This window comes from Bartonella rattimassiliensis 15908 (assembly GCF_000278215.1).
Lineage (GTDB): Bacteria > Pseudomonadota > Alphaproteobacteria > Rhizobiales > Rhizobiaceae > Bartonella > Bartonella rattimassiliensis.
In genome coordinates this window covers 278,393-285,291 of the sequence record NZ_JH725066.1, presented here as the reverse complement: position 1 = coordinate 285,291, position 6,899 = coordinate 278,393, and the positions used below count along the sequence as shown (strand labels likewise).

Genomic DNA, 6,899 nt, shown 5'->3' with positions numbered 1-6,899 from the left:
ATTGATCGTTTTGTAACAGAAGTCATTTTGCCTAAGTACAAAGGCGACTTAAAGCTCTTAGATGGCAAAAATGATGATAATCAAGAGCAATCATCTGCTTATGACAGAAGCATTTACAGACCTCTTGATACACCCCATACTGTTATGAATGATGATGTTCCTTTTTAAGGTGGTGTGTGGATGAAATTAGCAGGATGGTATGTACATCATAATCTTCTGATTCAAAATCAAATGCTGTTATTAAATCATAATGATTATCCTGCGACTATTTTTGAGTTGGCAGTACTTATTGTCATTGCGGTGTTGTTCTTTTTATCCCTTGTGTTGTTTTTTGAGGATAAAATAAAGGAAAGCATACTAACTATGATTATAGCTCTCTCTTCATTGGTGTGGTTATTTAGTTTGAATAATGTATCAAGTGCAACAAATTGCTAACTTCTTTCTTGAAAAGGGACGCGAGGAGGATATTCAAATTTCTCCTATGAAGCTTATTAAACTAGTTTATTTTGCGTATGGGTGGATGTTAGCAGCTACAGGTAAGCGTCTCTTTCGTGATCACATAGAAGCATGGCAGCATGGTCCCGTGATACCGGCTCTTTATCATGAGTTTAAAGATTGGGGACGGCGTTTTATCGATTGTTATTCGCGTATGGTGGATTTAGAGACCGGAGAGGTTTTTATCCCTAAAATTCATAAAAATTCAACTGATAAATATACCATAAAATTATTAGAGATCGTTTGGAATGCTTATAAGAATTTTTCATCTTCTTACTTGTGTAATGAAACTTATAAGGACGCAACGCCATGGAAGAAAGTATATAATGGGCGGTTGGGTGTGAAGTTAAAAGACCATGACATTGAAGAATACTTCACAAAAAAAATTAATGGATATTTGAAAGCAGCAAAGAAAGTAGAGGGGATAAGTGAAAAAAAACAAAAAGAGGGGACGCCCTAAAATGACAGGGCAGCTAAGAGAAGCCAATGGTCGTATATCACGTGCAAAATTACCTCGTGAAGCTGCTAATCAATTGGCAATAGAAATGCGTGCCAAGCGTTTTGGTTTAACGCTACAAGAGGCAAAAAATCCACTCGCTGGTACTTACATAGGGCGGCTTTGTTTACAAGGCGTGATTACACAAGAGCAATATGATGCCGCACAACAATATCTACAGATCAGAAACAACTACCTTTGTGCAAAAGGCTTTCCTAATGCGATTTATGATGAAATGCCGTCATCTGCTGATGATAAAGCAAGAGATAAATGGGTAGCATTTGCAACGGAGCGATTTATCAATATGCAAGAGGCACTAAGAGAAGCACAGTGCCTTTATAAACAGTATAATCTTTATGCAGCACTACAGTATCTAGTTATAGAAGATCAAATGCTACCATATCTTGTGAATTCATTGCGTGCTGCTCTTAATGTGCTTCATAGATATTGGAAGTAACGGCGCTACGAGAAAGTAGTGACCGCTCCCTTGTAAAAGGGGTCAGGTGCGAAGGGGTGGCTTGCTGCCTCTTTCGCTTTTTATGAATTCATTGCGCGAACTAAACCCACAGCGAAAATGCCAATAAATATTATTGATATTATTCCTAACGTTCCGCTCCAAAGAGAAATAGCCACACATATAAATGCAGGTATAAGCATTGCACAATACATTTTAACTATCGATCCAGGATTAATATCTTTTGGATCGGGAGGATCGAATATGAATGATAGTGCCAAAATAGAAGATATGATCGCTGTAACGATAAGTACGGATAATATATAATCCATATCATTACGCTCTATGAAATATAATGGAATAAACCATAAGATAGGTAGTGGTAAAAATACTGCAGTGCTGTATGAAATTGTTTTTTCCCATGTGCTTCCATTTGATTTAGTGTTATAAATTGTAATTAATACCAGAAACGCTATTATTAAAGACAAGCTATATAGAAATCCTAAGAACTTTGCTCCTATTATTAATAGAAAAATAAGACCTCCAATCATAGCGGCACCTATGCCGTAACCAATTATAGCACATAAGGCTTCCAGTATAATTCCAATAAACGGAAGTAATAGTAGAATACATAAGATAATTAATACGATTGTCATGTTTATTGTTCTTTAATTGGTTTTATCGGAATTATCATTAACCGATTCTCTTTGAATATATCAATATGTGTTATTTTTATGTTGACAAAGTGTAGCAAATCATATTTAATAACGGTACTGTACTTAGGCGTATTGTATCTAAGTGAGGGTTAAGTACAGTAGAAAATCCCCGCAAATGCGGGGTTTTTTATTATCGGGAGGGTGTATTTTATGACATCACAAAATACAGAGCAGGCTCCACAACTTAAAAAAAAGTGGATACCACCTAAGGCAGGAATGGGGCGGGTTAAAGGCGTGCCTAATAAGATGACCCGTATTTTAAAAGAGGCAGTGGTGAGGGCTGCGGAGAATGCTGGAAATAAAATTGGCAACGAGGGCTTGATCTCTTATTTGGAAAAGCAGGCTATGGAGTGTCCAGCGGCTTATTTAGCGTTGCTTGGTAAGGTATTGCCTTTACAGGTAACAGGGGAAGATGGGGGCGCGATTAAGATCATAGGGCGTGTAGAAATTGTTCCTTTAACAATGAATGACGACAAGACAGATTAAGATTGTACCAAAACTTATCCCTCTTTTTGCAGGGGATGCTTTGGTACGAGCGGCTTGGGGTGGACGAGGGTCTGGGAAGACAAGATCCTTTGCCTTGATGGCTGCTTTAAAAGGCTATCAATTTGGCATGCAGGGGATATCGGGGACTATTCTTTGTGCACGTCAGTTTCAGAATTCTTTGGCAGAGAGTTCATTGGAGGAGATTAAGCGCGTCATTGAAGCTCATGATTTTTTAAGGGACTATTACAAAGTTGGAGAGGCTTCGATTAAATCGAATGATGGTCGTATAGCCTTTCAGTTTTCTGGTCTTGACCGGAATATAGCCAGTATCAAGTCGATGGGTCGTATTTTGCTTTGTTGGGTTGATGAGGCAGAGCCTGTTACAGAGACAGCTTGGCAGACGCTTATTCCAACGTTACGAGAAGAGGGTGAGGGGTGGCGTGCAGAGTTGTGGGTGACATGGAACCCATTGCGAGATAATGCCCCGGTTGAAAGGCGGTTTCGGTTTTCAGACAATGAAGCCATTAAGCGTGTAGAGATCAATTGGTCCGATAATCCGAAGTTTCCCAAGATCTTGAATGAGGCGCGGCTTGATGACCTTAGAAATCGTCCAGAAACCTATAAGCATATATGGGAAGGGGCATATCTTACAGCGGTTCAAGGCGCTTATTATCAGAGGGAAATGTTGGCAGCGGAGCAAGAGGGTCGGATAGGGCGTGTTGCGCGTGATCCTTTAATGCAGATACGCGCCTTTTGGGATATTGGGGGTACGGGAGCCAAGGCAGATGCCACAGCAATATGGATAGCGCAATTTATTGGCAAGGAAATCAGGGTGCTTGATTATTACGAAGCGCAAGGACAGCCATTATCAGAGCATATCGGTTGGTTACGTCAGAATGGTTATGAGAAGGCACTGATGGTTTTACCCCATGATGGTGCGACCAGAGACCGTGTGCACAATGTGAGTTTTGAAAGTGCTTTGAATGATGCGGGTTTTGAGACGCAAGTCATTCCTAATCAAGGGGCTGGTGCTGTCAAGATGCGTATTGAGGCGGTGCGACGTATATTACCTTCAGTTTGGTTTAACGAAGAGACGACGGTAGCGGGTCGCAAGGCGCTAAACTGGTATCACGAGAAATGGGATGAGAAGCGCAATATAGGGTTGGGGGCAGAACATGATTGGTCCAGTCATGGTGCAGATGCTTTTGGATTAATGTGTGTGGGGTACGAACAGCCGGTGCAGAGACCGAAGAGAGCCGCTTATAGCGGTAGAGAAACTTATGAAAGTACGTCATGGATGGCAGAATGATGTATGATGAAGAGCATTTAGAAAAAGAACATAAGGCATCAGATCTGTCGACAGAAGGCTTGTTTCGCAAGCTTGTCAATTGGTACAAAGAAGATGTTGAGCATGTTAACAAATGGCGTGAACATGCAAGGGAAGATTTTCAATTTTACAATGGAGATCAGTGGAATGATCAAGATTTAGCAGCGTTAAAAGAACAACGCCGCCCCGTTATGACCTTTAATCGTATTGCACCACTGGTTAATGCCGTTGTGGGTTCGGAACGTAACAATAAGCGAGAAGTACAATTTATTCCCCGTCAGATAGGGAAGGCATTGCCCAGTGAATTGCTTACAGGGGCTGCAGAATGGTTTAGGGATGTAGCGCACGCTGAATATGCCGATTCTGATGCTTTCCAAGACGCTGTTATTTGTGGAATGGGGTGGACAGATACACGACTTGATTATGAGAACAGCCTTGATGGTGAACCGGTCATTACGCGTTTAGATCCACTGAAAATGGTTTGGGATAGCGCGGCAGTGCAACCAAATTTAACGGATGCACAACGCATGTGGTATGTAGACCGCAAGCCATTAGACGTAGCCAAGCAGATGTTTCCCAAAGCCCATTGGAGTGAACTGAGTGCGGATTGGGCGCGTGATGGGGCTGCTTATGAAGGTATTCATCATAATGATCTTGAAGCTTACGATGATGAGAAGGGCATTGATGTTGAAAACGGTCGTCGGATGGTTACGCTCGTTGAATGCCGTTGGTTTGAAAGTGAACGGTATTATAAGGCACCCGATTTAGAAACGGGTGAATTGCGTGATTATAGCGAAGAGGAGTTTAAGCAACTCCAGTGCATGATGCCCGATATCCAAGGGGCAGCTTTCAATAAAAAGGTTGTAAAACGTGCCTTTTTAGGGAGGAAATTGCTTGAATGCCCTGATCAACCTTTGGTTCCCGCGGGTCAATTGGGTTGGGAGTGTATCACGGGGTATTTTGACAAGATAGAACGGCAATTTTATGGGGTTGTGCGCCCGACAAAAGATCCGCAACGATGGGCAAATAAATATTTTAGTCAAGTCATGCATATCCTCAATAGCCAATCCAAGGGTGGGATAATGGCAGAGAGGGGTGCATTTGAAGATGAGAGAGAAGCTGTAAAGAGTTGGAGCCGGGTAGATAGTATTACGGTTTTGAAAAATGGTGCTTTGGCAGGTGGTAAGATACAACCCAAACCCGTCGCCCAATTTCCAGCAGGCTTTTTCCAACTGTTTAATGAAGCCAAGGAAGCGATTAATCAGGTAACGGGTTTATCGCCAGAATTTATCGGGACGAGAGAAGTTTCACAAGCGGGGATTTTAGAGGCCCAACGGCGTCAATCCAGTCTTAACCTGCTTGCTTGTCTGTTTGATGGTTTGCGTTTGTATCGCAAAAGGCAGGGTAAGCTTATTTTGCATCTTATACAGAATTATTTGTCTGATGGTCGCTTGGTGCGGATATCGGGTGAGGAGAATGCGCAATATATTCCGTTGACCCGTGAAGCGGTGATGAGTGTTGATTATGATATTGTGGTGGATGATGCTCCAACCAGTCCGAACGAAAAAGAGCGGACTTTTGGTATCATCACGCAGCTTTTACCGTTGCTTCAAAATGCCGTGACACCGGATATTATGCTTGATTTGCTACGTTACTCACCTTTGCCTTCGTCCTTACTCAATCGCGTGAGTGAGAAGATGCAACAACAGCAAATGGCCCAACAATCCCAACAACAGCAAATGAATCCAGAACAAGAAATGAAGTTGCAAGAAAAGCAGCAGGACATGGCAACCAAAAGTCAGATGCAACAGATGGATTTGCAACAAAAGCAGATTGAATTGTTCATGCGTCAAAAGAGAGCAGAATTGGAAGCGGAATTGATGCAACAGAAGCATGAGCTTGAACGACAACGGATTCACAATGAGCAAATACAAAATCAAATCATGCGTGAAAGAGCGGCAACATACAGAGGAAGAATCATTTGAGAGAGGTTAAAGAATGAATGCAGAAATGAATGAAGGTATGAATGAAGATTACAGGGTTGCAGCCCCGATTTTTGATAATGAGAGCTCTTTTGAGAGTGATCATGAAGTCGAGACGATTGAGAATAATGATGTCAGGTCTCCCGATTTGGTTGCAGAGCCTGTTGATAAGCCTTCAGCGATTGTTTCTCTAGATCGACAACGAGCAGAACAACAAGCTCAACAAGCCCGTGAAGCGCTTGCTAAGTTTTATGAACCTCACTCTCAAGCGCCAAGTGTTGAAGGGGAAAGCGGCCCTCCAGATCCTACCCAAGATATTATTGGCTATATGAGTTGGATGGGCAAAAAGCTTCAAGAGCAAGATGCGTATATTAGGGCACAACAGGATGTTCAAAGACAAGCCATTGAATCCCACGAATTTAATGGACATTTGAACCAATTTTTGGAAAGTTCTGTTGCTTCTATCAAAGAGAAATACAGTGACTTTGATGCCGCAGCAGATTTTCTTTATGAGACGCGTGCAAAGCAGTTGAATGCATGGTCTTCAGTTTATCCGAATTATGCACAAAAGAGCACGATAGATGCGATTATAGGGGATGAGTTGCGGACTATTGTAGCGACTTGTGCACAAAAAGGGGTTAATCCAGCAGAAGAGCTTTATAGGATAGCGCAAAATCTTGGTTATCAGAATCAAGCAGTGCAAGCGAATAATCAAGTTGCGGCGCTTCAAAGCCGTCAGAATTCTGCGCGAACCTTAACGGCATCGGGAGGAGGGGGCATGACGGGTCCTATGACAAAAGACACCCTTGCCAATATGTCAGAAAAGGAGTTCAACGCGTGGATTTCCAATCCGAAAAATGAAGCGCGTTTTTATGAAATTATGGGTGCAGACCCCGATTAGGCAATAGGTTTTACAGCATAATCCGCCTTTGATGCGGATTTT

At 42.2% G+C, this 6,899-nt stretch carries 9 protein-coding genes; 8 read left to right on the top strand and 1 reads right to left on the bottom strand.

Annotation, left to right across the window (positions count from 1 at the left end):
- The 4 genes from MCY_RS10045 to MCY_RS05850 form a co-directional block, all read left to right on the top strand.
- Positions 1-168, top strand: a 168-nt coding sequence (locus MCY_RS10045) for a single-stranded DNA-binding protein (protein WP_040296502.1), incomplete at its 5' end; no start/stop codon positions are given.
- Between the two features lie 12 nt (positions 169-180).
- Positions 181-435 carry a hypothetical protein gene (locus MCY_RS05860; protein ID WP_007347457.1) on the top strand — a complete coding sequence of 85 codons (255 nt, stop codon included), beginning with the start codon at positions 181-183 and terminating at the stop codon, positions 433-435.
- Entirely contained in the window at positions 410-955 is a 546-nt protein-coding gene (locus MCY_RS05855) for a Panacea domain-containing protein (protein ID WP_007347456.1), read from the top strand. The genes MCY_RS05860 and MCY_RS05855 overlap by 26 nt, the downstream gene beginning before the upstream one ends.
- A 1-nt stretch (position 956) precedes the next feature.
- Positions 957-1,448: a hypothetical protein gene (locus MCY_RS05850; protein WP_007347455.1), complete on the top strand. Its 492-nt coding sequence runs from the start codon at positions 957-959 to the stop codon at positions 1,446-1,448.
- A gap of 80 nt (positions 1,449-1,528) precedes the next feature.
- On the opposite strand, the gene MCY_RS05845 is transcribed toward MCY_RS05850, so the two are convergent.
- Positions 1,529-2,101 carry a hypothetical protein gene (locus MCY_RS05845; protein WP_007347454.1) on the bottom strand — a complete coding sequence of 191 codons (573 nt, stop codon included), beginning with the start codon at positions 2,099-2,101 and terminating at the stop codon, positions 1,529-1,531.
- Positions 2,102-2,311: 210 nt separating this feature from the next.
- Between MCY_RS05845 and MCY_RS05840 the strand changes: the two genes are divergently transcribed.
- Genes MCY_RS05840 through MCY_RS05825 form a run of 4 tightly spaced genes read left to right on the top strand, consistent with a single transcriptional unit; the run spans position 2,312 to position 6,857 of the window.
- Positions 2,312-2,647: a hypothetical protein gene (locus MCY_RS05840; protein WP_007347453.1), complete on the top strand. Its 336-nt coding sequence runs from the start codon at positions 2,312-2,314 to the stop codon at positions 2,645-2,647.
- Entirely contained in the window at positions 2,628-3,956 is a 1,329-nt protein-coding gene (locus MCY_RS05835; protein WP_007347452.1) for a PBSX family phage terminase large subunit, read from the top strand. Before MCY_RS05840 ends, MCY_RS05835 begins: the two co-directional genes overlap by 20 nt.
- Positions 3,941-5,959: a portal protein gene (locus MCY_RS05830; RefSeq protein ID WP_040296501.1), complete on the top strand. Its 2,019-nt coding sequence runs from the start codon at positions 3,941-3,943 to the stop codon at positions 5,957-5,959. Before MCY_RS05835 ends, MCY_RS05830 begins: the two co-directional genes overlap by 16 nt.
- A 13-nt stretch (positions 5,960-5,972) precedes the next feature.
- Positions 5,973-6,857: a hypothetical protein gene (locus MCY_RS05825; protein WP_007347450.1), complete on the top strand. Its 885-nt coding sequence runs from the start codon at positions 5,973-5,975 to the stop codon at positions 6,855-6,857.
- Positions 6,858-6,899 lie beyond the last annotated feature (42 nt).